Below are 23977 nucleotides of genomic sequence, written 5' to 3'. Positions count from 1 at the left end.
CGGGGCATCGCTCCCTTGAAAACCAGCCACAGCTCTAAGGGGTCAGCCGCCTATGTCCACCGCTCACCGTCCGCGCCGTTCCTGCCTGTACATGCCCGGCGCCAATGCCCGCGCACTCGAAAAGGCCCGCGACCTGCCTGCCGACACGCTGATTCTCGACCTCGAGGACGCCGTCGCACCTGAGGCCAAACTGGACGCGCGCGCAGCGATTGCGGCGGCGCTGAAGGCCGGCGGCTATGGCAAGCGCGAGCTGGTCGTGCGGATGAACGGACTGGACACGGAATGGGGCCATGGCGACCTCGAGATGGCGGTGGCGGCCGGCGCGGATGCGGTGCTGGCGCCGAAGGTGACCAGTGCGCGCGACATCGAGCGCCTCGACGCGGCGCTGAAGAAAGCGGGGGCCGCCCCCGATTTTGCGCTCTGGGTGATGATCGAGATGCCGCTGGCCATTCTCAACATCAAGGAAATCGCGGCGGCGAAGATCGGCTCGCACCTGACGACTTTCGTGATGGGCACCAATGACCTGGCGAAAGAATACCGTGCCCGGATGACCCCGGACCGGCTCGCCTTCCAGACGGCGCTGCAGCTGACCATGGCCGCAGCGCGCGCCTATGGCGTCGTCGCCATCGACGGCGTGTACAATGATATCAAGAACGAGGACGGCTTCCGCGAGGAATGCGAGCAGGGCCGCGATCTCGGCTTCGACGGCAAGACGCTAATCCACCCCTCGCAGCTTGAAGAGTGTAACCGCATCTTCGCGCCGAGCCCGCATGACGTGGAGCAGGCGAAAGCCGTGATCGAGGCGTTTGCCGACCCGGCGAATGCCGGAAAGGGCGTGCTGAAGGTCAATGGCAAGATGACCGAACTCCTCCACCTCGACGAAGCGCGCCGGACCGTGGCGATGGACGACGCGATCAAGGCGATGGCGAGGTAGGGTAGGCCCGGCCCCCCGACAGACGGGAGAGGGGTTGGCGCGTCACGTCGATGGCTTAAATACCCGTCAGTAACTTCAGGAGCGCGCCATGGCCTATGTCCTCATCCACAATCCCGGTTGCGGGTCGTCCAAGAAGGGGCTGGAGCTGCTCGAGTCCAAGGGCGTGAAGGTCGAGGTGCGCAAGTACATGGGCGTGGCCGAGCGGCTGTCGCTTGCGGAGCTGAAGGACATCGCGGCGAAGATGGGCGGGGTGAGCCCGCGTGCCTTCCTGCGCGAGAAGGATGCGGCGGCGGCTGGCCTTCCGGAGAGCGCGAGCGATGCCGAAGTTTTTGCCGCGATGGCGGAGAACCCGAAGCTGATCCAGCGCCCGATCGGCATCAACGGCAAGAAGGCCGTCCTGGGCCGGCCGAATGACAGACTGCTGGAGATCCTCTGAGGCCGGGCGCTGCGCATTTTGTCGCAGTGCAGCATGGGCCGGGCCAGATCGATCAAATTTCACCGACCGGATTCGCCGAATCTCAGCCCTGCGCTGGCAAGGTGGCGCAATGATCACCTTTGCCCTCGTCCTTGCCGGTCTGTTGCTGGCCTTTTCGGCCTTCACGGTCGTTGGTGTGCCCTATCTCGTGATGGGGCCGCGCGCGTTCGAGGCCTTCGGGCAGCCGCTGGATCTGCAGGACCTGTAAGGGGCCAGCGCCCGCGCCCGTTGTGGGCGGCGTCTTGATTTCTCCCCGTCGTCAGTAGCAGGTGTGCGCCGAGACAAGCCCGGGCGCACCGGACCGGAGCCGGAGACGGCCCCCGCGCGTGCCCGCAGAACAGGATGCGCGCGCCATGACCAAATCCAATCCCGGCAATTTCTTCGAAGACTTCACCCCTGGCAAGAAGCTGATCCACGCCACGCCGCAGACGGTGACCGAGGGCGACCTGGCGCTCTACCGCGCGCTGACCGGCAACCGCTATGCCCAGTATTCCTCCGCCGAGTTCGCCAGGACGGTGGGCCTGCCGGGACTGTGCGCCGATCCGCTGCACGCCTTCCATATCGTGTTCGGCAAGACCGTGCCGGACATCTCGCTGAACGCGGTGGCGAACCTCGGCTATGCCGATGGGCGCATCCTGCGCGCGGTGGTGCCCGGCGATACGCTGCGCTCCGAGAGCGCGGTCATTGGTGTGAAGGAAAACTCCAACGGCAAAACCGGGGTCGTCTGGGTACGGACGAAAGGCATCAACCAGCGCAGCGAAGAGGTGATGTCCTATGTGCGCTGGGTGATGGTGAACAAGCGCGATGCGGCCTCGCCCGCCCCAGAAGAGGTGGTGCCGGACCTGCCGCCCGCCGTCTCGGCCGCCGACCTTGCGGGCTATCCGGAAATGAAGAGCTGGCCGTTGGCGCAGGCCGGCAGCCGGCATGTGTATGAAGACTATGCCATCGGCGAGAAGATCAACCACGTGGACGGCATGACCGTGGAAGAAGCCGAGCACCAGATTGCGACGCGCCTCTACCAGAATACGGCGAAGGTGCATTTCGATGCGCATGGCCAGAAGGCGAGCCGGTTCGGCAAGCGGCTGATCTACGGCGGCGTGGTGATCTCGATTGCCCGCTCGCTGGCCTTCAACGGGTTGGAGAATGCCGGGCAGATGCTCGCGATCAATGCGGGCACGCACGTCTCGCCGCTGTTTGCGGGCGACACGGTGTATGCGTGGAGCGAAGTGCTCGGCAAGGCGGAGCTGTCGGAGACGGCGGGCGCGCTGCGCCTGCGGCTCGTGGCCGTGAAGGACCAGGACCCCGGCGCCTTCACCTATCGTGACACGGCCGGCAAGTATGCCGAGGGCGTGCTTCTGGACTTCGACTATTGGGCCGCCGTTCCGCGCGCCCGCTGACGAACGCCGGATGGCACCCTATATGGGGGCGATGGGCGGCTATCCACCTTATGCAGGGTTTACCGAATTCGCGATCGCGGTGGGGGTCATCCTTTCGGCGATCGTCAGTCTTGTCGGCACATCCGCGCGCAAGCGCTCGATCGTGCTGGGCGAGGCGAAACTGTCCGACCTGGCGGAAATGACCGGCATTCTTGACCCCCGGCGCGTGCTCGCCGTGTTCGGCCCGCCGGGCATGGGCCACACCTGGCCGAGCGTGACCCTGCTGGACGTGCGCCGCGCGCGCACGCCGATGGGCTGGCTGCTGTCGAGCGATCTTGTGGATTATGCCTGTATCCTGGCGACGGTCGCAGCGCTGAATGTGCACCACAAGCTGATGCCGCTGGCGCTGATGGGCGCATTGGCCGTGCAGCTGGCCGGGTGGATCGTCTCGACACGCGTGCCGAAGTAAGCCGCGAGGCCGCTTCCCGACGGACCGGAAACCCGATAGGACATCACCCCATGAAGCTCTGGAAGATGAACGGTGCCGGCAACGCGTTTGCCATCTTTGACGCGCGCTCGACGCCGTTTGCGCCGAGCGTGGAGCAGATACGCCAGATCGCGGCTGACCTGAAGGCAGACCAGGTAATCGCGCTGGAGCGGGACGCGACGAAAGACGTGTTCATGCGGATCTGGAACGCGGACGGCGGGCAGGTCTCGGCCTGTGGCAACGCCTCGCGCTGCGTCGGCCAGCTGATCCTCGACGAGACCGGCAAGGACCGGATCACGATCCAGACCGAGGCTGACATGCTGAAGGCCTTCCGGGCCGAGGGCGGCCTGATCACGGTGGACATGGGCTCGCCCCTGATGGGCTGGGCCGACATTCCGCTGTCAGAGAAGATGGATGTGCGCGGGGTCGACCTGAAGATCGGGCCGATCGACAAGCCGATCCTTGCGCTGCCGGCCGTGGTGTCGATGGGTAATCCGCATGCGGTGTTCTTCGTCGAGGACGTGAACGCCTATGACATCCCGAAGATCGGCCCGCTGGTGGAGCACCATCCGTTGTTCCCGCAGGGTACGAATGTCGGCTTTGCGCAGATCATCGACAAGCAGACGATCCGCCTGCGGGTCTGGGAGCGCGGGGCAGGGCTGACGAAGGCGTGTGGCACAGGCGCGTGTGCGGCATTGGTGTGTGCGGCGCGGGCGAAACTGACCGGCCGCAAGGCGAAGGTCATCGTCGATGGCGGCGACCTGCACATCGAATGGCGCGAGAGCGACGACCATGTCTTCATGACCGGGCCGGTCGAGCTGGAATTCGTCACCGAGGTCTGAGGGGACTTGCCGGAGGCGCCGGCGCCGTCCAGTCTGCGGGGCAGGACTTAAGGAGACCGGCGATGCGCGTTGCAACGATACTTTTGCCCCTGATGCTGGCGGCGGCGCCGGCGCTAGCCGAGCCGCTGAAAGTGGCGAAAGGCATGTGGTCCTCGTCCACCGACATCTATTTCGACGTGACCGTGGACGGTGAGCCGATGGAGATTCCCGCGGACCATTCCGTGATTGAGGAATGCTGGAGCACCGACCAGGAAGTGACCATCGACGAGACCATGGTCTCCTTCTTCGAGGGGTGTACGGCGACGGGCCTGCGCAGCGAGGCGCACGCTTTCGGCATGGACCTCGCCTGTGACTTCGACGGGGTGCCGATGACCGGCACGGCGGAATTCGTGGCGAACAAGGACCGGGACGGTTTTGCAGGCCGGTTGCTGCTGACGGGCTATATCGAGGGGGCCAGAATGCAGGCCGACGGCGTGCTGCTCGGCCACCGGACGGGGTCTTGCGCAGCGCAGAACTGATCAATCCGGCGCTGCCCGCTTGCATTTCCCCTGTATCGGCGCGATCTGACGGACCCATGCCGGATACTGCCCCGCCTTCTGGCCCGACGGTGATTACCCTCGGATGCCGCCTCAACACCTATGAGGCCGAGGTGATGCGCCGCCATGCGCTGGAGGCGGGCCTGGGAGATGCGGTGATCATCAACACCTGCGCCGTGACGTCCGAAGCGGTGCGCGGGGCGCGCCAGGCGATCCGGCGGGCGGCGAAGGACAATCCCGGCGCGCCGATCCTGGTGACTGGGTGCGCGGCGCAAACCGATCCGGGCATGTTCGCAGAGATGCCGGAAGTCACTCGTGTGATCGGCAACCACGAGAAGATGCAGGCTGAGACCTGGAAGCCGGCCGACCTGCTCGGCGGTGTGGAGAAGGTCCGCGTCAACGACATCATGAGCGTGCGCGAAACGGCGGCGCATTTGATCGACGGGATGGACGGGCGGGCGCGCGCCTATGTGCAGGTGCAGAATGGCTGCGACCACCGGTGCACGTTCTGCATCATTCCGTTCGGCCGCGGCAATTCGCGCTCCGTGCCGGCAGGGGAGGTGGTGGCGCAGGTGAAGCGTCTCGTCGAGACCGGGCATCATGAAGTGGTGCTGACGGGTGTGGACCTGACGAGCTGGGGCGCGGATCTGCCGGGCGCCCCGCTGCTGGGAAACCTGGTCCAGCGAATCCTGAAACTGGTGCCGGAGCTCCGCCAACTGAGGATCTCTTCGATCGATGCGATCGAGATGGATGAGGCGCTGATCGAGGCGCTGGGCGAGGCGCGCGTGGCGCCATACCTTCACCTGTCGCTGCAGCACGGCGACAACCTGATCCTGAAACGGATGAAGCGCCGACATAGCCGCGAGCAGGCGATTGCGCTGACAGACCGCCTACGGACGATCCGTCCGGACATCGCACTTGGCGCAGATATCATTGCGGGCTTTCCGACCGAGACCGAGGCGCATTTCGAAAACTCGATGCGCCTTGTTGAGGAATGCGGACTGTCTTTCCTGCACGTATTCCCTTACAGCCCGCGCCCGGGCACGCCGGCCGCGAAGATGCCCCAGGTGGCTAAGGCTGATATCAAGACGCGCGCAGCGCGCCTTCGGGCAGCGGGCGAAGCCGCCCTGACGCGCCACTTTGCGCGCCATGTCGGCGAGGTGCGCGAGGCGCTGGTGGAGCGTGGGCCGGCGGCGCGCCTTTCCGACTTCACGCAGGTTCTGCTCAGCGATTCAGGCCTTGAGGCTGGACGCACAGCGCCCGTGCGGATAACCGGCCATGACGGAAAACAGCTTCTGGGCACACCCCTCACATGATCCTCTGGTTCGGCAAGAAAAAGAAACTCGATGAGGCGAAGGCCGCCGGCGCAGCAATGCCGGCGCCGGAACTGTCGGCCGAGGAGCTGGCGGCACAGGATGCCGCTGCGCGCGAGAAAGCCGAGATCGAGGCGAAGGTTGCCGAGGCGAACCGTGCCTGGGAAGAGCGCCAGCGCCGCGCAGCGCAGGAAGCCGCCGATGAGGCCGTCCGCGCCAAGGCGGCCGCTGAGCTGAAACTGCTGGAAGAGCGACGCGAGCATGAACGCCTTCGCGCCGAGGCCGAGGCGGCGGCGCGCGCCGCGGCGGAGGCCGAAGCGAATGATCCCGGCCTGTTCGGCAAGCTGGGGCAGGGCCTTGCCCGCTCCACCGCGCGCCTCACCGAAGGCCTTGCGGCGCTCGGCCGGCGCAAGCTCGACGCCGCTGCGCTGGAAGAACTCGAAGACCTGTTGATCACCTCCGACATGGGCGCCAAGGTGGCAGCCCGTGTGACCAAAGGCCTCGCCAAGGGACGGTTCGACCGCGAGATTTCGGGCGAGGAAATCCGCCGCGTGCTGGCCGAGGAAATTGAGGCGATCCTGAAGCCGCGCGAACAGGTGGTGGATTTCTCGGACGGCCCGCGCCCGCGTGTGGTGCTGTTTGTTGGCGTAAACGGTTCCGGCAAGACGACGACGATCGGCAAGATTGCCTCCAAGCTGCAGGAACAGGGCGCGAAAGCGCTGCTGGTGGCCGGCGACACATTCCGCGCCGCCGCGATCGAGCAGCTGACCGTCTGGGGTAACCGGGCCGGCATTCCTGTGATGTCCGGCGCGCCGGGCGCCGATGCGGCCGGCCTTGTCTATGGCGCGGTCGAACGCGCGCAGGCGGAGGACTTAGACCTCGTGCTTGTCGATACGGCCGGGCGCCTGCAGAACAAGGCTGAGCTGATGTCCGAGCTCGGAAAGATCGTCCGGGTGCTGCGCAAAGTTGATCCGACCGCGCCGCATGATGTGATCCTCGTGCTGGACGCGACGGTTGGCCAGAACGCGCTGAGCCAGGTGGAGGCGTTCCGGCATACGGCGGGCGTGACGGGCCTCGTGATGACCAAGCTGGACGGCACCGCCAAGGGCGGCGTGCTGGTGGCGATCGCCGAGGCGCACGACCTGCCGATCCATTTCGTCGGCATCGGCGAAAAAGCAGAAGACCTCCGCCCGTTCAGTGCGGAGGCCTTCGCAAAGGCGTTGGTGGGCCTGAAAGCCTAAGGCCTCATTCCGCCGCCTGGGCGGAAGCTTCTCCATCCAGGAAGATGTCTTCGATGCGGCGCCCGAACAGGCGGGCGATGGCGAAAGCGAGGGGCAGGGACGGATCGTACCTGCCGGTCTCGATGGCGTTGACCGATTGGCGGGAGACATTGAGCAGATCCGCGAGTTCGGCCTGGCTCCAGCCCTTCTCGGATCTCAGAATACGGACGGTATTCTTCATCAGGATCACACCGTCTTTCCGAACTGCAGAAGGCAGACGCTGAGCCCATAGGCGAGGAAGAACAGCGTGCCGAACCAGAAAATGTCGATGCTGCCGATCACGTTGAAGATCTGAAGGAAGCCAACAAGGAAGGCGATGCCGGCGGTAATGGCGCCGCCCTGGGCCAGCGCCGTCAGCTGGCGCAGGCGGGTATATTCGTCCGTTTCAGCCACGCGGCGCAGGATCGCCCAGAGCGCGCCGATGATCGGAAGCGTGGCCGCCAATGCGCCGGCCACTTTCAGCCAGAGCGGGGACGTATCTTTATCGATCAGGAAGGACGCGCCGAGGATGATCGCGACATAGGCGGCCATGAACGGCCAGAACACGTAGAGATAGCGGCGGTTGGCGGATCGGAAGCCTTTGGTCCTGGACATGTGTTTCTCCTGTCTGGTTTCCTTGTCTATATGACAAGGAACCTTGACTGGTCAAGTGTCCTTTACAAAATGCCTTGAAGCCGACGGCGCTGCCCTCCGGACGCAGGGCGTCCGGAGGGGTGGCATGAAGCTTCGGGGTCGTAGGGTGCCGGCTATTCCGCCGCCAGCGCGGAGGCGGGCGCGCGCTGGGCCCCGCGCACGAGGCGGCCGGGCCTGGCGCCGGTCGGCGTGCCGTCGCGGTGGGTGATCTCGCCCTTGAGGATGGTGGCGGTGTAGCCCGAGGCGCGCTGCATCAGGCGCCGCCCGCCGGCCGGCAGGTCGCGGATGACCTCCGGCAGGTGCAGTTTGAGGGCGGAGAGGTTGATGACGTTCAGGTCTGCCCGCATCCCCGGCGCGATCAGGCCCCGGTCCCACAGGCCGATCCATTCGGCGGTGGCGCGGGACTGGCGATGGACGAGGAATTCCGGCGAGAGCTTCGGTCCGCGTGTGCGGTCGCGGATCCAGTGGGTCAGCATCGTGGTGGTGAAGGAGCCGTCGCAGATCATGCCGACATGGGCGCCGCCGTCCGACAGGCCGGGCAGGGTCGCGGGGCTCTGCATCATCTCGGCGATCGGATCGAGCGAGCCCTGGGCATAGTTCAGGAAGGGCAGGTAGAGCATGCCCTGGCCGCCGCGTTCCAGCATCAGGTCGAGGGCGGCTTCCTCGGGCTTCACGCCGCGCCGGGCAGCGATGGCCTCCAGCGTGCGTTCGGGGCCGGGCTCGTAATCGACCGGGTCGGACAGCTGGAAGATCTTGCCGAAGCTGCGCAGCATCACCTTCAGGAAGGGATTGTCTGTAGACGGCTCATCGGCGAGCAGGCGCGCGCGGAACTTCGGATCGTTCAGCCGGGCCACACGGTCAGCATGCGGAAGATGGGTGATCTCGCGGTAGACAGGGTGAGCGCTGAACGGATTCAGCGTGAGGTCGAGGCCGAGCAGCACGCCGACCGGGCGCGGAGCGACCTGTGCACGGATCGGAAGGCCTTCGGCGGCGGCCGTCTCGATGGCGCCCAGCAGGAGACGCCAGCCTTCGGGCGCGACGTCGGCCTGCGCAAGCGAAACCGAAAGCGGGCGTCCGGAGACTTCGACGAGGCGGCGCAGCATGGCTGCTTCTTTCTGGGGGTCGTTGAAGTCCGACACGAATTGCAGCACGCCGCGCCCGGCCTCGGCGAGACCCATGGCGATGCCGGTGAGTTCCTCCTGAGAGGCGGTGAGCGTCGGCGTCGGCTGACCGTCCGAGGTGCGATGGTTCAGCGTGCGGGAAGTGGAAAAGCCCATCGCGCCGGCCATCACGGCTTCCTTGGCGAGGGCCTTCATCGCGGCGATGTCGGCCGGTGTAGCGTCTTCGCGGTTGGCGCCGCGGTCGCCCATGACGAACACGCGCAGGGCCGCGTGGGGCAGCTGCGCGCAGAGATCGGTGTCGAACCGGCGGGTGGAGAGGAAATCGAGATAGTCCGGGAAACTCTCCCAGGCCCAGGGCAGGCCTTCGGCCAGCACGGGGTAGGGGATGTCTTCCACGCCTTCCATCAGGCGGATCAGGCGGGCGTGATCGTCGGGCTTGCACGGCGCGAACCCGACGCCGCAATTGCCCATCACGGCTGTGGTGATGCCGTGCAGCGAGGACGGGCTGATCGCTTCGGCCCAGGCGGCCTGGCCATCATAATGGGTATGCAGGTCCACAAAGCCCGGGGTGACGACCTGGCCGCGGGCATCGATCTCTTCGAGTCCCTTGCCATTTACCTTGCCGATGGCCGCAATCACGCCGCCGGAGACGGCCACATCGCCCTCGAAGGCGGGCGCGCCGGAGCCGTCGATGAGGGTGCCGCCCCGGATGATCAGGTCGTAAGTCGTCATGGCGTGTTCCTCCACCCCGGAAGGATGCCTCAAGGACAGGGGGTGTCAAACCCTGACGCTGCTTCCCCCGCCGCAAAAACCTGATTATGCGGGGCGGCCATGCCCGCGTCCCTGTTGCCCGTCGCGCTCTGCCTTGCTTCGGCGCTGACCGTGGCGATCACCAATGTGATGGTGAAACGGGGCGGGGATGTGCTGACGACGCGGGCGATCGTGGCGCTGGTGATGGCGGCGACGGTCGTGCCGTTCGCGCCCTTCGTGCCGCTGCCGCCGCCCGGCACCTGGGGGCTCATCGGCCTGTCGATGGTGGTGCACTGGGTTTACCAGCTCTGTGCAATCCGGGCGCTGCATCGGGGGGCGCTGTCGCTGGTATTCCCGGTGATGCGAGGCCTCGGCCCAATGGCGACGGCCGCCTTTGCGGCGCTGTTCCTGCACGAACACCTGTCGCTGCTGCAACTGGCCGGCCTGATCGCGGCAAGCCTGTCGATCCTCGTCTTTGCCTTGCCGACAGCAGCCACGCACGACGCGCGCCGGCTGGACCGGGCGGCGATGATCTGGGCGATGATGACCGCCGTGGGCGTCGGCCTCTATGCCGTGGCCGATACACGCGCGGCGCGGGCGATGGAGACGCCGTTCACGTTTATCGTCTGGCTGTTCCTGATCGACTGGATCGGTGTGACGGCGGTGCTGGTCTGGCAGCGCAGGGGCCGGGTGATCGCCAGCATGAAGCCGGAGCTGCGCAACGGGATCATCGGCGGGGTTGCGGGGTCCATCTCCTACGGCCTGGCCATCTATGCCTACACGCTGACCGATGCGGCGGCGGTAACCGCACTTCGGGAAACCTCGGTCGTGTTTGCGGCGGCCCTGGGGGCCTGGCTGCTGAAGGAAGGCTTCGGCCGGCGCCGGGTGGTGGCGGCGGCGACGCTGGCGGCCGGGCTGGTGCTGATGCAGGCCGCCGGCTGATGCACGGCCCATCTTCCGGGCGCCGGGAAATTCGGGCAGAGCAGCGCATCACTTTCGGGGCGCCGTGACGGGCCGGGATCTTTCATGTTTCAGAAGACGGTGGACTGGACGCTTTCGCTGGCCGGGCGCAGGAGTGCCGAAGTCTGGCTGGCGGTTGTCGCCTTCATCGAAAGCTCGGTGTTCTTCCTTCCGGCGGAACTGCTGTTCATCCCGATGGCGCTGGCCCGGCCGGAGCGGGCCTACCGGCTGGCGTTGATCGCCTCTGTCGGGTCGGTGCTGGGCGGGATCGCGGGCTATTTCATCGGGGCTATCGCCTTCCAGGAAATCGCGGCGCCCTTGCTGACGGCGATGGGCAAGATGGAGGCGTTCGAGCAGATGAAGGCCTGCACCGGCGAAGACACGATGATCACGCTGCTGCTGACCTCCAGTCTCGCGCACATCCCGCCGATGAAGGTGGTGACGATTCTCGCCGGGGCGGCGAATGTCAGCCTCGCGATATTCGTGGCAACCTGCGTGGTGGCGCGCGGCGGCCGGTTCCTGGCCATGGCCTGGGCGCTGAACACCTATGGCGAGAGCATCCGGCACTTCATCGAAAAACATCTCGGTCTGATCGCCATGATCGGTGGGGCCGTACTGATCGCTGCCTATGTGGCGTACAAGGTCTATTTCGGCCATGGCGTTGCGGCTTGCTAGACGGGCGATGCCAAACCGGCAGGCTGCGTGCTAGGTCGGTCGCATGAGTCTCGCCCGCCATCTTGCCGGATAGCTGCCCGTGAACCTCGCCAGCGGCCTGGCTTCGTTCGGCGCGGTCTAAGTGTTCACGCGCGTCATGGGTGCGGACAAGTACGGCATCTATGCCCTCATGCTGTGGACCATGGCTGTGATCCACACGATCAGCCTCACCTGGGTGGGGCGGCGGCCTGCCGGTTCACTGCAGAGGCCGAAGCCCGGGGTGATCTGGCGGGCCATATTCGAACGGCGATCAGCCTGATGCTGAAGGCGTTGGGGCTGGCCTTCGCGCTGGCGGCGCTCGTCTGCCTCGCGCTGCGTGACCAGCCGCACTATCCGGCGACCCGTCCGTGGATCGCGGCGCTGCTGCCGATCACTTCTATTGTTCAGATCTCGTTGCAGGCCCACAAGGCCGGCTTGCGGGTGGGGCGCTACGCTTTCACCGAAACCTTCCGGATACTGATGGGTTTTGCGCTCGGCGAGGCCTCGCCTTTCATTGGCCTGACGATTGCGGCGGGACTGATGGCGCTGCGCGAAGGTGTCTGGCTGGCCGGGGTTGCCAAAGGCGGCGTGACCAGCGCAGCGCGCCAGAAGGCCTGGCTTGGCTACGGTGTTCCGGTGGCGGGCAGTCCGCTGGTGATGGCTGCCTATGAGCGCGGCGGGAAGGATGCGGCGGCCGAGGAAGCGCGCGGCCTTGTCCGCACACTGTTGCTGATCGGTGTTCCGGCCGCAGCCGGCATCGCGCTGGTGGCGCGTCCACTTGGCGAAGCGATGATCGGCGAGGCTGTGCGCGAACAGGCGATTGCCATCATGCCCTGGATCGCAGCCTCGGGCTTGCTCAACGGATTGCTGATCCACTATTTCGCGGAAGCCTTCCAGCTCGCCCGGCGCACGCGGGAACGCGCGATCCTGATGCGGGTGCCGGCCAAGGTGAGTGCGGTGCTGAACTTCCTGCTGATCCCGTTTCTGGGTCTGATGGGCGCTGTGGTGTCGACGTTGGTCTGTTATGTGACGGGCCTGCTCTTGCTGGCGCTGGCCGGGCGCCGGCATGTGGGGTTGCCCCTGCCGGTGATGGAGGCGGTGCGCATCGGCCTTGCGGCGCTGGCGATGTGGCCGGTGATTGCGGTGATGCCCGCGCTGGGCGGATGGCCGGAGCTCATCCTGAAGGCCGGGGCAGGGGCGATCACGTATGGTGTGGCCGCGCTGGTTCTGGATGCTGGCGGCGCGCGGACGATCATGCGAAACAGGCGCGGATGAACCGGCGGCGAACCGAATACGTAGGACTGGGTATGAGCGAGACAATCAAGACGGAAAGCGGCCTCGAAACGGCGGCGGGCAAGGCGAACCAGCTTTGGGCGGACTTTGTTCCGGTGATCGGCTTTGTGCTGGTCTACAATGTGTTCCGGCGCGTCGACCTGCTGGACGGTCTGATCAACAAGGACACGGCCATCTTCTGGGCGACGGGCGTCCTACTTGCGCTGATGCTGGGTTTCCTGGCGCGCCAGCTGATCACGCGCGAACCGGTTTCGCAGATGATGCTGTTCTCGTCGAGCATCGTGGCCGGCTTCGGCTTGATCGGTATCCTGCTCCAGGAGAAGGCCTTCATCTATGTGAAGCCGACGATCCAGCAGCTGTTCATGGCCGTGATGATTTTCGTGCCGCTGATGTTCGGCCGCAACATCTGGAAGTCGCTGTTCTCGAAAGTGTTCGACCTGCCGGATTTTGCCTGGCGCACGCTGGCGATCCGCTGGGGCGTCTTCTTCATCGCGATGGCCTGCTGGAACGAATATCTCTGGCGCACCTATGCGCCGGGCTTTGATGTGCCGCTTGTGATGGCCGGAATTCCGGTTGCCCCGGCGGGAACCTATCAGTTCCTTGGGCTGACGTTCGGCGCCAAGGATGCCGAGGATGTCTGGGCCAACTGGAAGCTCGGCAACATGCTCATCGTGCTGCTCTTCGGCGCGCTCAACACGCCCTACACGCTGAAACACCTGCGTGAACCGAACGAAGCCGGCGCCGCCTAGCGCGTAAGCTTGTCCGTGCCGGGCGGATTGGCGAAGGGCGCGAATGCGTCCTGATGCCGCGTCTCTGCAAAATGTGTCAGCGCCCACACAACCGTTGGAAAGGCGAGTTGCGACCACGGAATGTCTTTCCAGTGGACCAGTTTCACCTCTTCGCTTTCAGGGCCGGGCGCGATGTCTGACACGAGGCGTGCGCGGAACATGATCTGAACCTGCGCGATGCGGGGTACGGAATACACGGCCAGCAGGCGATCTATCTCGATCTGTGCGCAGGCTTCTTCCAGCGCTTCGCGCCGGGCGCCGTCCTCGACGCTTTCGCCCTCCTCCATGAAACCGGCCGGCAGGGTCCAGTAGCCCTTGCGCGGCTCGATTGCCCGTTTGCAGAGCAATATCAGGTCGCCCTTGGTCACTACCGAGCCGGCGACAATCTTAGGATTTACGTAATCGATGAAGTTGCAGCGGTTGCAGATACGCCGTACCCTGTCTTCGCCCTCCGGTACGGCCAGTCGAAAATCTTCATTCTGGAAAGAAGTTGGCAATTGATCAGTCATCCAATCTTTATCCTGTCGCCTGTATGGGGAATGCGATTGATCCGCCTACGGGGTTCTTGTTTAACGGCCCCAAACGTGGATTGACCCTGTTCAAACCCCTCGTCCTCCCCGGACATAAACTTTAGCAAAACGGAAACCCCACCATGGCCTACAACCTCAACGCTTCGCCCAGCCACCTCCTGCACCGCGCTCAGCAGATCGCCGCCAACCATTCGGCAGCTGCCCTGAAGTCGGCCGGTCTCACGCTGCGCCAATTCTCTGTCCTCGCTGCCCTGTCGGGCAATGAAGGTGTCAGCCAGTCCGATCTTGTCAATGCCACCGGCATCGATCGCTCCACCCTCGCCGACATGGTCGCCCGCATGGAAGCTGGCGGCATGATCAAGCGTTCGGATTCAAAAACCGACGCCCGCGCCAAATCGGTCTCGCTGACCGCCAAAGGCAAAAAAGCTTTCGACAAGGCCCTCCCAGCCGTCACCAAGGCTGACGCGGCCCTCTTCGCCACCCTCGCAAAAGCCAAGCAAGACGCCCTGATGCAGGGCCTCGGCGGTCTCGTGGAAGACGCCGAGAAGAAAGACGCTGCTCCGGCGCCGAAAGCCAAGAAAGCCCCGGCCAAAGCTGCGGTGAAGAAAGCGGCTCCGAAAGCTGCGAAGAAAGCACCGGGCAAGAAAAAGAAATAAGCTCCGTTTCCGAGCGGACCTGAATTACGAGCGAGGCGCCCCAAGCGCCTCGCTTATTTTTTGGACGGACGCTTCGTCCAGCGGCCCGGCGATGTGGAGAATGACTTCACCCTCGCCGGAGATGACAAAGGTTTCCGGCACGCCGGTCAGGCCGAAATCCAGTCCGCCCTTTCCCTCCGGGTCAAGCGCAATCGTGGCGAACGGATTGCCAAGCCGGGCGAGGAAGTCTTCGCCGTTCTCTACCGTGTCCTTGTAGAGGATGCCGTAGAGCTGGCCCGGATGCTTCGCGCCGAGTTTCATCAGCATGGGGTGTTCGGCTTCGCAGGGCGCGCACCAGCTGGCGAACAGGTTCACCGCCACGGTCTGGCCGCCGGGGGGCGGGGCGAAGGAAATCTCACCGCCCTGTTTCAGCGCAAAGACGAATTCCGGGGCCGCGCGCGAAATCCGCTCGAACTCACCCTTTGCAGGGTAGAGCATCCGCACCGCGCCCAACACGCCCAGAAGGACGAGCAGGGCGACCGGCACCGCGAAGATCCAGCGTTTCATCTCAGACGTCCTTGCCGCCGGCCGCTTCCAGCGCTTCGAGCTGCTTGCGCGCGGCGCGGGCTGCGAAGGCCACTTGCACGGTCGTGATCAGGATCAGCGCGGCGCCGAGGGCGAAACAGGCCCAGATATAGGCGGCGTTCTTGTCGAACTCGGGCATTGGGTCAGCCTCCTTCCAGAGCGGCGGCGCGCAGGCGGGCGATGCGCCGGTCGCGGATTTCCGTCCGCATGCGGGTCATCACCAGACCGCCGAACAGAAGGGAATGGCCGATGGCACTGATCATCAGCGGCCAGAGATAGACGGCCGCCATCTTGGGGCCTTCCATCGTGATGACGCTGGCATCCTGGTGCAGCGAGGTGAACAGGTCGACCGAGAACTTGATCAGCGGCACATTCAGCGCGCCGACCATCGCCAGAATGGCGCCGGCGCGGGCGGCCTTCTGGCGTGTGTCCATGGCGGCGCGCAGGGCCATGTAGCCCAGGAACAGGAAAAACAGGAACAGCACGGACATCATCCGGGCGTCGTCCCATTGCCACCAGGTGCCCCAGGTGGGCTTGCCCCAGATCGAACCCGTGGCGAGGCAAAGCGCCGTCCAAACGGCGCCGAGCGGCGCGATGGACTTGGCGGCGATGTCGGCGAGTTCGTGGCGCCAGATGAACCAGACGAAGCTGGCCACCGCTAGCGCCGAATAACTGGCCATGGCGAGCCAGGCCGCGGGGACGTGCACGAACATCACGCGCATGATGTCGCCGCCCTGGTACTCGTCCTTCGGCACGACCCAGAGGCCCTGCCAAAGACCCCACAGGATGCAGAGCGTTCCGGCAGTGTAGAAGGCAGGCGCCAGCCAGTCGGACAGGCGAAGGAATTTGTGCGGGTTGGCGAAATAGGACCACATGGAAATCTGACCTAGCTTCCTCTTAGTCTGCCGCCAAGCGTAGCGCCGCAGACATGGCAAAGGGCGCAATAGCGCAGGCGAAAAGCGTGGAGGCCCCCAGCAGCAGCGGCGCGCCCGCCGATCCCGGCCCGCCCGACATGGCCAGCGCGCCGAAAATGGCGGTCGGAACGTAGAGGGGCAGGGCGATCAGGCTGATCAGAAGCCCGCCGCGGCGCACGGTCGCCGACAGCGCTGCCCCGACCGCGCCCCAGAAGAAGAACGCGAGGCTGCCGAGCGCATAGAGGCCCGCATTGATCAGGAGTACGGGGCGCGCCTCGGCCTGGAACATCAGGGCCAGAAGCGGGGAGAACAGGGCCAGCGGCAACCCGGCCGACAGCCAGTGCGCCAGCGTCTTGGCCGCCGCGATGGCCGAAACCGGCGCGCCGGCCTGCAGCCAAAGGTCCAGGGTGCCGTCTTCGGCATCGGCCTGGAAGATCCGTTCGAGGGTGACGAGGCTGGAGAGCGCGAGCGCCACCCAAAGGATGCCGGGGCCGACCGCTTTCAGCGTGTCGGTGTCGCTGCCTATGCCCAGCGGCACCAGAACCGCCGCGCCGCCCAGAAAGCCGAGCGGGAGCAGTGCGCCCGCGCCGCCCGCCCAGGCCTCGCCGAGGGACTGGCGGAAAGCGGAAAGGAGCGGGGCCGGGCTCAAAGGGCCAGCTCCGATGTCGCGGCAAACCCCGCTTCGCCATGAATGGCCGCCACCACGGCGCCGCCCTGGGCGCGGTGATCGGCAATCAGGCCGTCAACCCGGGCGCGGCCTTCAGCGTCAAGCGCCGTGTAGGGTTCGTCCAGCAGCCAGACCGGGCGCTGTTCCAGCAGGAGCCGGGCGAGCGCGGTGCGGCGGCGCTGACCGGCGGACAGGTAGCGCGCGGCCACATCGGCGGGTCGGGCAAGGCCCATTCCGGCGAGGATGGACGCGATGTCGGCGTTCGAACCCCAGGCCTGCGCCCAGAGGTCCAGGTGGGCGCGCGGGGTTTCCTGCGGCTTGAGGCCTTCGCGGTGGCCGAACCAGTGAATCGCGGCCGGGCGGTTGACCGATCCGGTCTCCGGACGGGTCAGGCCCGCGAGGATGCGCAGCAACGTCGTCTTACCGGTCCCGTTCGCCCCGCGCAGCACCAGTGCGTCGCCGGGGCGGACCTCAAGCCCGATCTCCCGGAACAGCATGCGCTCGCCCCGGATCATGCCGAGACCCGTGCCGGTGAGGAGGGGCGCTGCTTCAGATTGCATCAGCGCAGGGATAGCCGGTTCCGAAGCGCGCGCAAACGCGGCCTTGTCGCGCGGCTGACGCGGCCAGACCGATTGCGCCCGAAGGGTCGGGCCTATAAGAGACCCCCAGCACAGCAAGGCGGACCCGCCCGAGGCGTCCGCGTGACAGGAGGCAAAGGCCCACATGCCGTCTAAAGACAGCTTCAAATCGAAAAGCACGCTCACTGCCGGTGGCAAGAGCTACACCTATTATTCGCTGGAAACGGCCGGCAAGAACGGCCTTGGCGACATGAAGCGCCTGCCGGCCGCCTTGAAAGTGCTGCTCGAGAACATGCTGCGCTTCGAAGACGGGCTGACGGTGGTCAAGGATGACATCCTCGCCTTCGCCGAATGGGCCGACAAAGGCGGGCAGAACCCCCGCGAGATCGCCTACCGGCCGGCGCGCGTGCTGATGCAGGACTTCACAGGCGTTCCGGCCGTGGTGGACCTGGCGGCCATGCGCGACGGCATCAAGGCGCTCGGCGGCAATGCCCAGAAGATCAACCCGCTGAACCCGGTTGACCTGGTGATCGACCACTCGGTGATGATCGACGAGTTCGGCAATCCGCGCGCCTTCCAGGCCAACGTGGACCTCGAATACGAGCGCAACATGGAGCGCTACACGTTCCTGAAATGGGGCCAGAAGGCGTTCAACAATTTCCGCGTCGTGCCGCCCGGTACCGGCATCTGCCACCAGGTGAACCTCGAATACCTCGCCCAGACGGTCTGGACCGACAAGAATGACGAAGGCGAGATGGTCGCCTATCCGGACACGCTGGTCGGCACCGATTCGCACACCACCATGGTCAACGGTCTTGCCGTGCTCGGCTGGGGCGTCGGCGGGATCGAAGCGGAAGCCGCGATGCTGGGCCAGCCGGTTTCGATGCTGATCCCGGAAGTCGTGGGCTTCAAGATCACCGGCGCGCTGAAGGAAGGCGTCACCGCCACTGACCTCGTGCTGAAGGTCGTGCAGATGCTGCGCAAGCATGGCGTCGTGAACAAGTTCGTAGAATTCTACGGCGAAGGCCTCGACAACATGCCGCTCGCCGACCGCGCCACCATCGCCAACATGGCCCCGGAATATGGCGCCACCTGCGGCTTCTTCCCGATCGATGACGAGACGCTGCGCTATCTGCGCCAGACCGGCCGCGACGAAGACCGCATTGCGCTGGTCGAGGCCTATGCCAAGGAAAACGGCTTCTGGCGGACGAAAGACTACGCTCCGATCTACAGCTCGACCCTCAGCCTCGACCTCGGCGAGGTCGTCCCCGCCATTTCCGGCCCGAAACGCCCGCAGGACCACGTGGCCCTCGACGCCGCCGCCAAAGTGTTCGGCGATTATATCCGCGGCGTTCGCCAGCCCGCCATGGCAACGGCCGGTCAGAAATCCGACATGACGGAAGAAGGCGGCAAGCCCTCGCCGGCGCATCTGCCGGGTGAGACCAATGGCTGCAAAACCGCCGCCGTCGAAGGCCGCGACTGGAAGCTGAATGACGGCTCGGTCGTCATCGCCTCCATTACCTCGTGCACGAACACGTCGAACCCTTATGTGCTGATCGGCGCCGGCCTCGTTGCCCGCAAGGCGCGCGCGCTGGGCCTCACCCGCAAACCCTGGGTGAAGACCTCGCTGGCGCCCGGATCGCAGGTCGTGTCCGAATACCTGAACGCCGCCGGTTTGCAGGAAGACCTCGACGCGCTCGGCTTCAACCTCGTCGGCTATGGCTGCACGACCTGTATCGGCAACTCGGGCCCGCTGGCGCCGGAAATCTCCAAGTCGATCAACGAGAACGATCTCGTCGCGGTCTCCGTCCTCTCGGGCAACCGCAACTTCGAAGGCCGTATCAGCCCCGACGTGCGCGCGAACTATCTCGCCTCGCCGCCGCTGGTCGTGGCCTATGCGATTGCCGGTGACATGAACATCGACATCACCAGGGACCCGATCGCCACCAGCAAGGATGGCAAGCCGGTTTACCTGAAGGACATCTGGCCGACGACCAAGGAAATCGCGGACATGGTCCATGCGGTCGTTACCCGCGAGATGTTCATCTCGAAATATGCCGACGTGTTCAAAGGCGATGCCAAGTGGCAGGGCGTGAAGACGACCGATGCCGAAACCTATGACTGGCCGGTCAGCTCCACCTACATCCAGAACCCGCCTTATTTCCGCGGCATGTCGCCGGAGAAGGGCGACATCAACCCGATCAAGGGCGCGCGTGTGCTCGCCGTGCTCGGCGACATGATCACCACGGACCATATCTCGCCGGCCGGTTCCTTCAAGGCGACCAGCCCGGCGGGTAAATACCTGACCGAGCGCCAGGTGCCGGTGAAGGATTTCAACTCCTACGGCTCGCGCCGCGGCAACCATGAAATCATGATGCGCGGCACCTTCGCCAACATCCGCATCAAGAACGAGATGCTGGACGGCGTTGAAGGCGGCTACACGATCGGACCGGACGGCCAGCAGACCTCGATCTATGACGCCGCCATGGCCTGGATCGACAAGGGCGTCCCGCTGGTCATCTTCGGCGGTATCGAATACGGCGCCGGCTCCAGCCGTGACTGGGCGGCCAAAGGCACGAACCTGCTCGGTGTGAAAGCCGTGATCGCGGAAAGCTTCGAACGTATCCACCGGTCGAACCTCGTCGGCATGGGCGTCATCCCGTTCGAATTCATGCCGGGCGAGAACCGCAAGACGCTCGGCCTGAAGGGCACCGAAACGGTCGATATCGAAGGCCTGGACAACGACATCCGTCCGCTGTCGACGGTGCCCTGCAAGATCACCTATGCCGATGGCACGGTGAAAACGATCCAGATCAAGTGCCGGATCGATACCGAAATCGAGGTCGAGTACGTCAAGCATGGCGGCGTGCTGCACTATGTGCTGCGCGATCTGGCCAAGTCGGGCGCCTGACCTCGCGTCACACCGGACAAGCCTGCCTCACCGATGGGTGGGGCAGGCTTTTTCGCAGTCTCTCACGCGGGTGTGACTGTGCGGCGCGGCCGGGAACACATATAACCCCGCCCATGACACGCCTTCTTTTCGTCCTGACCCTGCTGCTCAGCGCCGCCGTCCCCGCCCATGCGGAAGGCCCGATGGTGGTTGAACTGTTTGCGTCCAAGAACTGCCGCGCCTGTCCGGCGGCCTACAAGACCCTGAAAGCGGTCGAGGCGGAGCGGGACGACAAGGTGCTCGTTCTGACCTGGGCGGTCGATTACTGGGACTATCTCGGCGGCAAGGAGGGCATGGCCCTGCCGGAGTCGAAAGAACGCCAGCGCGCCTATGTGGACCATTTCTCGCTGCGCGGGCCCTATACGCCCCAGACGGTCTATAACGGCCTCGAACAGACGGCCGGCAACAAGCCCACCAAGGTCGGCGCGGCCCTGATAAAGGCCGAAATGGCGTCCCCCGTGGACGTTCATCTCCAGCGCAGCGGCAAACGCGTGACGCTGACCGGCCAGCCCGGCGGCCTCGCCGATATCTGGTGGGTCAGCTATCTCGAAACGGTCGACAACAAGACGCCGATGCCGAACCCGGTGACCAGCGTGCGCCAGATCGGCCCCTGGCTGGGCGGCAAGGCGGAGATTGAACTGCCCGCGTGCGAGTCCGGCTGTGCCCTGATCGTGCAGGAAGCCGGCATGGGCCGCGTGCTCGCGTCGATGAGGGCCGGCTAAGGCGCCCGGACAATTGACGACACCAGCGGGGTGTAGTCCGCCCAATCCGTTTCCGTCAGCTGGAAGGCCCAGCCTTTGGTGCGCTCGTTGATGGCGGCGGCGCGCTGTGCGCCTTCACCGGCTTCGACCGCGCGGATCGTGATGAAGAAGCCGTCCCGCTCCCGATAGGCACGCACATCCACTTCCAGCCCGTCATGCGTCTGGGTGATGTGGCGGGCGACTGCCGGCGTGCGAAGCGCCGCAGCTGGCTTCACGCCGATCGGCAGGAACCGCGTCAGGGCGAGCGCCGGGCCGGTCACTGCGATGCGGCTCACCAGCCGGTAATTCTCATAGGGCGGGGCAGGGCGGAACGCGCGGTCGCTGGCGCCGATGGTGCGCTGGAGGAAAAGGCTCGCCCCTTCGGAATCGGTCAGGCGCACGGCCGAGATCGCGTCTTCGTGGATGTCGAGGAAGCCGAGATCCAGCCAGGCTTCGGAACTGTAGAGTGGCGGCAGGTTGCCGGTGACGCGGAAGGCCTGCTGTTCGCCGGGCCGGCGCGCGTAGATGGAGTCGCCCTTGCGGCCAGTGATCAGCGCGGCGTTCGGTTCGCCGTCCTGGCCGAGCACTTCGATCAGGGCGCCGGTCCCGCCTTCGCGTGGGTCACCCAGGCCGAGCCGGTTCAGCTTTTCCGGATCTTCCGTACGCGGTGTATCCCAGACCAGGCTTTCAAGCCCCTCGGACAGTTCGGCCAGCCTGTCCTGCCGGATCGGATAGCCGGTCGGCGTGCCGAAATGCCAGCCGTCGCCGGTGGCCACCAGCGTGTAGCTTTCATCACCCAGCGTGACGCGGATGGCGCTCGTCTCGGCGCGCTGGTCCGCGAAGTCCGGGAACACGGGTTCGCCCGTCCGGTCACTGCGCGGCATCGCCGGGCCGCCGCCCAGATGCGACAGCGCCGCGATGAGAACGAGCACGCCGGCCAGCACAGCCATGGCAAGCGTGCGGCGGGTGCGTTGCTGGTCGCGGACGGTGCTCATGCGGCAGGCCTCCGCGGCCGCTTCTGCCGCCGCCAGACGATCAGCCCGGCGAGCGCGACGAGGATCGGGCCGCCCCAGATGTTCACGGCCTTGAGGGTCGCTTCCAGCCGGTCGATGCCGCGCCGGTAGTCGCGCTCGGTTTCGCGCAGGCGCCCGCGCAGGTCGAGGATGTCCTGACGCAGCGCGGCCAGTTCGCTGCGCTGCTCGTCGTTGAGTTCTGCCTCCGGATCGCCGGCGAAGAAGCCGTCGCCGGTTCCGGAATCCTGCAGTTCAGCCAGGCGGCTCTGCGCGGCGGCGAGGCGGGATTCCAGTTCGGTCTGCTGGCGCAGGTATTGTTCTTCCGCTTCGTTGCGCATGCGGTTGATGCGCGTCATCTGGCGCAGGGCAGGCGCGCGAGACCGCAAACGTGAGAGCTCGCTGCCGCCGGCCAGCGCATCCAGCGCGTTCAGCACCAGCGCGCCATTGTCTGCGACCGCCACTCCGCCGCCCTCCACGATGTAGAATTCGTCCGCAATGAAATCGGCGTCGGCCACGATCACCACTTCGGCGGGCTTTTCGCCAACGCGGATATGTTCGGGCAAGGCCGCAGCGGCGGCCCGGGCAGCTTCGGCGAGGGCCGGATCGCGCGGCAGGTCGATGGCCGGGGCGCCGCCCGGGAAGGCCGTGACGAGCAATCCGGACACCCGAACCGCCAAGGGCAGGGGCGCCGCCTCGCTCTTGTAATTGCGCAGCACTTCGGCCGGGGTCATGTTCCGCGCGGCCTGTCCGGCATCGATGAAGGACGGATTAGGGCCGCTGGAAATAAGAGGTGTGATCGTCGCGCCGGCCGGCGGTGTGCCGAGCAGCAGCGCACCGGGCGCGCCGAAATTCACCACCCGCATCAGGTCTGCCGTGATCGGATCATCCCGGCTCATCGCGTCGGCCGGTACGCCGAGGAACAGGGGATGGGCGAGTTCCTCGACGCGCCCGCCTGTATCGACTGGAACCGGCAGGGCGAAGGCAACATCGGCCACGGCATCGGGTGCGAGTTCCACGCCCCAGGCGCGGCCGAGGCGGCCCAGGCTGGACCGGGCGAGCTCATTGCTCGTGCCGAACACATCGCCGGTCACGGCGGTCTTGGCGGCCGGGTCCACGAGGAAGACCGCGCGCCCGCCGCGCAGCAGGTATTGGTCGATCAGCCATTCCTGACGGCTCGACAGCGGCGGCGGATGGGCCACGAGCAGCACGTCGATGTCCGGCGGCAGCGCGACAAAATCCTCCGGCACCGGATCGATCTCAAAGCTGCGCGCGATGTCCTGCAGCAGGACATAGCCGCCGTCCGGATCCGGTGCGTTCATGCCGGGCAGGGAAGACAGGATGCCGATGCGCGGCGGCTCCGGATGGTTCAGCCGCGAGATCATCCGGGTCAGGTCATATTCCAGCGTCAGTTCCTGCTCCGGCGCGAGGAAAGGCAGGATGCGCGTATCATCGATTGTGTTGCGTCCGATGATGCCGAAATAGAGCGGGTCGTTGCCGCCCGTCTGCACCGCCGGAATGCCCGCTGCGAGTGCTGTGTCCTCGGCTTCGGAGAAGGGCGAGGGGTCGATCTCGTGCACCCGCACCCGTCCGCCCGATGCCGCCTGATAGCTCGCCAGCAATTCGCGCACCCGCGCCGCGTGGGCCTGCACGGCCGGATAGGCCTGGCCCACCTGGCGCGCATAGACGAGCGTCAGGTCCACCGGCTCGCTGATGTCCTCCAGCGTCGTGCGGGTCGCGTGCGACAGCGTGTAGAGGCCGCCTTCGGTGAAATCGATGCGCGCCCCGGCCAGCAGGCGCTGGGCCGCGATGTTCCCGGCGAGCAGGATCACGCCGGCCAGCAGGGTGGATATGAAGAGATAGCGCTGCGCATTCATGCCGGCGCCC

Annotated in this window: 27 protein-coding genes; 16 read left to right on the top strand and 11 right to left on the bottom strand. The window is 65.8% G+C overall.

Translation table 11 applies throughout. The features are described from left to right. The first annotated feature begins 52 nt into the window (after nt 1–52). The 9 genes from GC148_RS06655 to ftsY all read left to right on the top strand — a co-directional run bounded on the left by GC148_RS06655 (nt 53) and on the right by ftsY (nt 7204). Nucleotides 53–934, top strand: a complete 882-nt coding sequence (locus tag GC148_RS06655) for a CoA ester lyase (protein WP_291069778.1) — start codon at nt 53–55, stop codon at nt 932–934. Between the two features lie 88 nt (nt 935–1022). Then, nucleotides 1023–1370: an ArsC/Spx/MgsR family protein gene (locus GC148_RS06650; RefSeq protein ID WP_291069776.1), complete on the top strand. Its 348-nt coding sequence runs from the start codon at nt 1023–1025 to the stop codon at nt 1368–1370. Between the two features lie 109 nt (nt 1371–1479). Then, nucleotides 1480–1617, top strand: coding sequence for a hypothetical protein (locus tag GC148_RS06645; RefSeq protein ID WP_291069774.1), 138 nt, complete (start codon nt 1480–1482; stop codon nt 1615–1617). A 145-nt stretch (nt 1618–1762) separates the two neighbouring features. Next, nucleotides 1763–2806 (top strand): MaoC family dehydratase, encoded by a 1044-nt coding sequence (locus tag GC148_RS06640; protein WP_291069773.1) that lies wholly within the window; start codon nt 1763–1765, stop codon nt 2804–2806. Nucleotides 2807–2816: 10 nt separating this feature from the next. Further along, nucleotides 2817–3254 (top strand): hypothetical protein, encoded by a 438-nt coding sequence (locus GC148_RS06635; protein ID WP_291069771.1) that lies wholly within the window; start codon nt 2817–2819, stop codon nt 3252–3254. 50 nt (nt 3255–3304) lie between these two features. After that, nucleotides 3305–4114, top strand: a complete 810-nt coding sequence (gene dapF / locus GC148_RS06630; protein WP_291069769.1) for a diaminopimelate epimerase — start codon at nt 3305–3307, stop codon at nt 4112–4114. 62 nt (nt 4115–4176) lie between these two features. After that, nucleotides 4177–4632 (top strand): hypothetical protein, encoded by a 456-nt coding sequence (locus tag GC148_RS06625; protein WP_291069768.1) that lies wholly within the window; start codon nt 4177–4179, stop codon nt 4630–4632. A gap of 56 nt (nt 4633–4688) precedes the next feature. Further along, nucleotides 4689–5966 carry a tRNA (N(6)-L-threonylcarbamoyladenosine(37)-C(2))-methylthiotransferase MtaB gene (mtaB, locus tag GC148_RS06620; RefSeq protein WP_291069766.1) on the top strand — a complete coding sequence of 426 codons (1278 nt, stop codon included), beginning with the start codon at nt 4689–4691 and terminating at the stop codon, nt 5964–5966. Then, nucleotides 5963–7204, top strand: coding sequence for a signal recognition particle-docking protein FtsY (gene ftsY / locus GC148_RS06615; protein WP_291069764.1), 1242 nt, complete (start codon nt 5963–5965; stop codon nt 7202–7204). The genes mtaB and ftsY overlap by 4 nt, the downstream gene beginning before the upstream one ends. A 4-nt stretch (nt 7205–7208) precedes the next feature. Here the strand turns inward: ftsY and GC148_RS06610 are convergent, their stop codons facing one another. The 3 genes from GC148_RS06610 to GC148_RS06600 form a co-directional block, all read right to left on the bottom strand. Further along, nucleotides 7209–7424, bottom strand: coding sequence for a helix-turn-helix transcriptional regulator (locus GC148_RS06610; protein WP_291069763.1), 216 nt, complete (start codon nt 7422–7424; stop codon nt 7209–7211). Nucleotides 7425–7429: 5 nt separating this feature from the next. Further along, on the bottom strand, nt 7430–7837 hold the full coding sequence (locus GC148_RS06605; protein WP_291069761.1) for a hypothetical protein: 408 nt from the start codon (nt 7835–7837) through the stop codon (nt 7430–7432). 152 nt (nt 7838–7989) lie between these two features. Next, nucleotides 7990–9729, bottom strand: coding sequence for an amidohydrolase family protein (locus tag GC148_RS06600; protein WP_291069760.1), 1740 nt, complete (start codon nt 9727–9729; stop codon nt 7990–7992). 99 nt (nt 9730–9828) lie between these two features. Between GC148_RS06600 and GC148_RS06595 the strand changes: the two genes are divergently transcribed. The 4 genes from GC148_RS06595 to GC148_RS06580 all read left to right on the top strand — a co-directional run bounded on the left by GC148_RS06595 (nt 9829) and on the right by GC148_RS06580 (nt 13442). Further along, nucleotides 9829–10689 (top strand): DMT family transporter, encoded by an 861-nt coding sequence (locus GC148_RS06595; RefSeq protein WP_291069758.1) that lies wholly within the window; start codon nt 9829–9831, stop codon nt 10687–10689. Nucleotides 10690–10773: 84 nt separating this feature from the next. Beyond that, nucleotides 10774–11382 (top strand): YqaA family protein, encoded by a 609-nt coding sequence (locus tag GC148_RS06590; RefSeq protein WP_291069756.1) that lies wholly within the window; start codon nt 10774–10776, stop codon nt 11380–11382. A gap of 297 nt (nt 11383–11679) precedes the next feature. Beyond that, nucleotides 11680–12675: a polysaccharide biosynthesis C-terminal domain-containing protein gene (locus tag GC148_RS06585; RefSeq protein ID WP_291069754.1), complete on the top strand. Its 996-nt coding sequence runs from the start codon at nt 11680–11682 to the stop codon at nt 12673–12675. Between the two features lie 32 nt (nt 12676–12707). Continuing rightward, a complete protein-coding gene (locus GC148_RS06580) occupies nt 12708–13442 on the top strand; it encodes a septation protein IspZ (protein WP_291069753.1) in 735 nt (244 codons plus the stop codon). On the opposite strand, the gene GC148_RS06575 is transcribed toward GC148_RS06580, so the two are convergent. Continuing rightward, entirely contained in the window at nt 13439–13990 is a 552-nt protein-coding gene (locus GC148_RS06575; RefSeq protein ID WP_291069751.1) for an NUDIX hydrolase, read from the bottom strand. The genes GC148_RS06580 and GC148_RS06575 overlap by 4 nt on opposite strands. 143 nt (nt 13991–14133) lie before the next feature. Here GC148_RS06575 and GC148_RS06570 point away from each other — a divergent pair, with 143 nt between their 5' ends. Then, nucleotides 14134–14667, top strand: a complete 534-nt coding sequence (locus GC148_RS06570; RefSeq protein ID WP_291069749.1) for a MarR family transcriptional regulator — start codon at nt 14134–14136, stop codon at nt 14665–14667. Nucleotides 14668–14691: 24 nt separating this feature from the next. On the opposite strand, the gene GC148_RS06565 is transcribed toward GC148_RS06570, so the two are convergent. Genes GC148_RS06565 through ccmA form a run of 5 tightly spaced genes read right to left on the bottom strand, consistent with a single transcriptional unit; the run spans nt 14692 to nt 17372 of the window. After that, a complete protein-coding gene (locus tag GC148_RS06565) occupies nt 14692–15213 on the bottom strand; it encodes a redoxin family protein (RefSeq protein ID WP_291069747.1) in 522 nt (173 codons plus the stop codon). Between the two features lies 1 nt (nt 15214). After that, entirely contained in the window at nt 15215–15370 is a 156-nt protein-coding gene (gene ccmD / locus GC148_RS06560; RefSeq protein WP_291069745.1) for a heme exporter protein CcmD, read from the bottom strand. 4 nt (nt 15371–15374) lie between these two features. Then, the gene (gene ccmC, locus GC148_RS06555; protein WP_291069743.1) at nt 15375–16106 is read right to left on the bottom strand and encodes a heme ABC transporter permease CcmC; all 732 of its coding nucleotides are present in this window, start codon (nt 16104–16106) and stop codon (nt 15375–15377) included. Nucleotides 16107–16128: 22 nt separating this feature from the next. Beyond that, on the bottom strand, nt 16129–16794 hold the full coding sequence (ccmB, locus tag GC148_RS06550) for a heme exporter protein CcmB (protein WP_291069741.1): 666 nt from the start codon (nt 16792–16794) through the stop codon (nt 16129–16131). Beyond that, a complete protein-coding gene (ccmA, locus tag GC148_RS06545; RefSeq protein ID WP_291069740.1) occupies nt 16791–17372 on the bottom strand; it encodes a heme ABC exporter ATP-binding protein CcmA in 582 nt (193 codons plus the stop codon). The genes ccmB and ccmA overlap by 4 nt, the downstream gene beginning before the upstream one ends. 163 nt (nt 17373–17535) lie before the next feature. On the opposite strand from ccmA, the gene acnA reads away from it, so the two are divergent. Beyond that, nucleotides 17536–20301: an aconitate hydratase AcnA gene (acnA, locus tag GC148_RS06540; protein ID WP_291069738.1), complete on the top strand. Its 2766-nt coding sequence runs from the start codon at nt 17536–17538 to the stop codon at nt 20299–20301. 113 nt (nt 20302–20414) lie between these two features. Further along, nucleotides 20415–21062 (top strand): DUF1223 domain-containing protein, encoded by a 648-nt coding sequence (locus tag GC148_RS06535; RefSeq protein WP_291069737.1) that lies wholly within the window; start codon nt 20415–20417, stop codon nt 21060–21062. On the opposite strand, the gene GC148_RS06530 is transcribed toward GC148_RS06535, so the two are convergent. Continuing rightward, on the bottom strand, nt 21059–22075 hold the full coding sequence (locus GC148_RS06530) for a DUF4340 domain-containing protein (protein WP_291069735.1): 1017 nt from the start codon (nt 22073–22075) through the stop codon (nt 21059–21061). The two genes, GC148_RS06535 and GC148_RS06530, sit on opposite strands and share 4 nt — an antisense overlap. Next, nucleotides 22072–23967, bottom strand: coding sequence for a Gldg family protein (locus GC148_RS06525; RefSeq protein WP_291069733.1), 1896 nt, complete (start codon nt 23965–23967; stop codon nt 22072–22074). Before GC148_RS06525 ends, GC148_RS06530 begins: the two co-directional genes overlap by 4 nt. Nucleotides 23968–23977 lie beyond the last annotated feature (10 nt).

The organism is Hyphomonas sp. (assembly GCF_016125515.1).
GTDB lineage: Bacteria > Pseudomonadota > Alphaproteobacteria > Caulobacterales > Hyphomonadaceae > Hyphomonas.
This window is presented reverse-complemented; position numbering and strand designations above follow the sequence as displayed.